This window comes from Saccharopolyspora sp. (assembly GCF_017434145.1).
Taxonomy (GTDB): Bacteria; Actinomycetota; Actinomycetes; order Mycobacteriales; family Pseudonocardiaceae; genus Saccharopolyspora_C; species Saccharopolyspora_C galaxeae.
Genome location: NZ_JAFRFW010000881.1, coordinates 1 through 2,527, shown reverse-complemented (window position 1 = coordinate 2,527; position 2,527 = coordinate 1). Strand labels below are relative to the sequence as shown.

General features: G+C 68.9%; 3 protein-coding genes. All 3 read left to right on the top strand.

The genetic code is table 11. The features are described 5' to 3' along the window. The coding region (locus IJH84_RS23935) for an RICIN domain-containing protein (protein ID WP_295149313.1) at positions 1–569 on the top strand (569 nt) is incomplete at its 5' end. Between the two features lie 176 nt (positions 570–745). Beyond that, the gene (locus IJH84_RS23930; protein WP_295149310.1) at positions 746–1,387 is read left to right on the top strand and encodes a TetR/AcrR family transcriptional regulator; all 642 of its coding nucleotides are present in this window, start codon (positions 746–748) and stop codon (positions 1,385–1,387) included. Further along, positions 1,384–2,527: MFS transporter (locus IJH84_RS23925; RefSeq protein WP_295149307.1), on the top strand; the 1,144-nt coding region annotated here is incomplete at its 3' end. The genes IJH84_RS23930 and IJH84_RS23925, both read left to right, overlap by 4 nt.

Below are 2,527 nucleotides of genomic sequence, written 5' to 3'. Positions count from 1 at the left end.
TCGACCCCGCAAGCCGGCGATCCGGACGGAGGAAAGTCAAGCACCGATCTCATCTCGGCGCCATCGGCGCGCTGGCGGCGCTCGGGTTCGCCGCGGCCGCGCCCGCGTTCGCCCAGGGTGAAGCGGCCCCCGGCGACATCGTGCATCGCGGCCAGATCGCGAGCGCGGCCGACGGCACCCGCTGGGTGCTGGACGGCGACACCGGGCCGCAGATCGACAGTGCGCAGCTGAAGAACCGGCCCGAGTACACCAGCCACAAGTGGATCATCTCCGATGCCGGTGGCGACCACGTGAGCATCAAGAACGCGAAGACGAACAAGTGCGCGGCCACCGAGCTCGTCGAGCCGGACTCGGCGGTGCAGGTGCGTCCGTGCGAGCAGCACGACGACTTGCAGAAGTGGAAGGTCGAACCGGGCGACGGCGGAACTCTGGTGATCACGCCGAAGAACGATCCGGCGCTGGCGGTTTCGGTCCGCGAGCTCAGCAAGCCCGGTGGGCGCAGTCCGCTCGTGCTGAAGGACCGCGCGAGTTCGGAAAAGTCCAGGGAAAGCCTGTTCACCCTGCCCTGATCGAACGCGCCGCCGCAGCCCAGCGGCCGAGAGGGCCTTCGCGAGGCACCACCCGCGAAGGCCCTCTTTTCTTGTCCCGTGCACCCGAGGGGCTGCTGCAGCAGGTCGCGAGCGCGCCGGGCGACGATCGACCCCGGCCTCTGCACTCAGCAAGCCATAGTGCAAGAATGCACTCCGTGGCTGATGGTGCAAACCCGGGTTTCCAGCGTCGGATGCGCACGGCACAGCGGCTGACCACCGCAGCGCGCCGGCGCACCGCCGAGCAGGGCCTGCCCGGCTTCACCGTCGACGAGATCTGCGACGAGGCGGGCATCTCGCGGCGCACCTTCTTCAACTACTTCGCGTCCAAAGAGGACGCAGTGCTCGGCTTCACGACGCTGTGGGACCAGCACGAGCTCGAGGAGCGGTTCGCCGCCGAGAGTGCGGCGAACGCGAGCGGGCTCTCCGAGCGGTTGCCGGAGGACTACGCCGCGCTGATCGTCGCGCGCTGGACGGAGATCGGACTCACCCCGGAACACGTGGCCGACCTGGTCGCCGCGATCGACCGGGAACCCCGGTTGCTGTCCCGGTTGTTCGAGTCGCTGCGCGCCCGCGAGCGGGCCGACGTCGAGCTGGTGCAGCGCCGTGCGGGTCTGCCCGCGGGAGACCTCCGAGCCGAAGTCGTCGTGCAGGTGGTCAGCGCGCTCGGGGGCGCCTGCATGCGGGAGTTCCTCTGCCCCGGGAACTCCGACCCGTTGCGCACGATCATGGAACGTCGGCTGGGGGCCGCGCGGGGGGTCTTCGCGGGGGCGCTCGGCCAATCCGGAGGAATGACATGAGCGAACCCGACTCCGGCCCGAAGCTGCTGCTCACGCAGCGGCGGGTGTGGATCATCTTCAGCGCGCTGATCGCGGGGATGCTGCTGGCCAGCCTGGACCAGACCATCGTGTCGACCGCGATGCCGACCATCGTCGGCGATCTGGGCGGGGTCGAGCACCAGGCGTGGATCACCACCGCTTACCTGCTGGCCACCACGATCGTGATGCCGATCTACGGCAAGTTCGGCGACGTGCTCGGCAGGCGGCGGCTGTTCCTGGTCGCGATCGCGCTGTTCACGCTCGCCTCGATCGGCTGCGCCCTGGCCGGTGACTTCTGGACCTTCGTGACGTTCCGCGCCGCGCAGGGACTCGGGGGCGGCGGGCTGATGATCCTGTCGCAGGCGATCATCGCCGACATCGTCCCGGCCAGCGAACGCGGCAAGTACCTCGGCCCGCTCGGCGGCATCTTCGGGCTCGCGGCCGTGGGCGGTCCGCTGCTCGGCGGCTTCTTCGTCGACCACCTGTCGTGGCACTGGGCGTTCTACATCAACGTCCCGGTCGGCATAATCGCGTTCGCGATCACCTACTTCGCGTTGACGCTGCCCAACAAGCGAGCCACGCAGCCGTTGGACATTCCCGGTGTGGTGCTGCTGGCGGCGGCGACAACGAGCCTGATCTTCTTCACCGACTTCGGCGGCGACGCCGCGCACGGCTGGAGCGCGCCGGAAACCTGGATGTGGGGCGCCGGGCTGGTCGCGGCCGCGGGGCTGTTCGTGTTCGCGGAGTCGCGCGCGACGGACCCGATCATCCCGCTGTCGCTGTTCCGGAACCCGATTTTCATCAATGCCACCGCGATCGGGCTGGTACTGAGGCTGAGCATGTTCGCCGCGCTCGGTTTCCTGCCGACTTTCCTGCAGATGTCCACCGGTACTTCGGCCGCGGTCTCCGGCATGGCGATGCTGCCGATGATGGCCAGGCTGATGCTCACCTCCATCGTCTCCGGCCGCCGGATCACCAAGACCGGACGCTACACGCTGTTCCCGATCCTCGGCACGATCGTCACCGGCATCGGCATGGTCGCCATGACGAGCCTGTCCGCCGAGACGCCCGTGTGGTTGCTGTGCGCGTTCCTGTTCGTGTTCGGCGCGGGCCTCGGGCTGA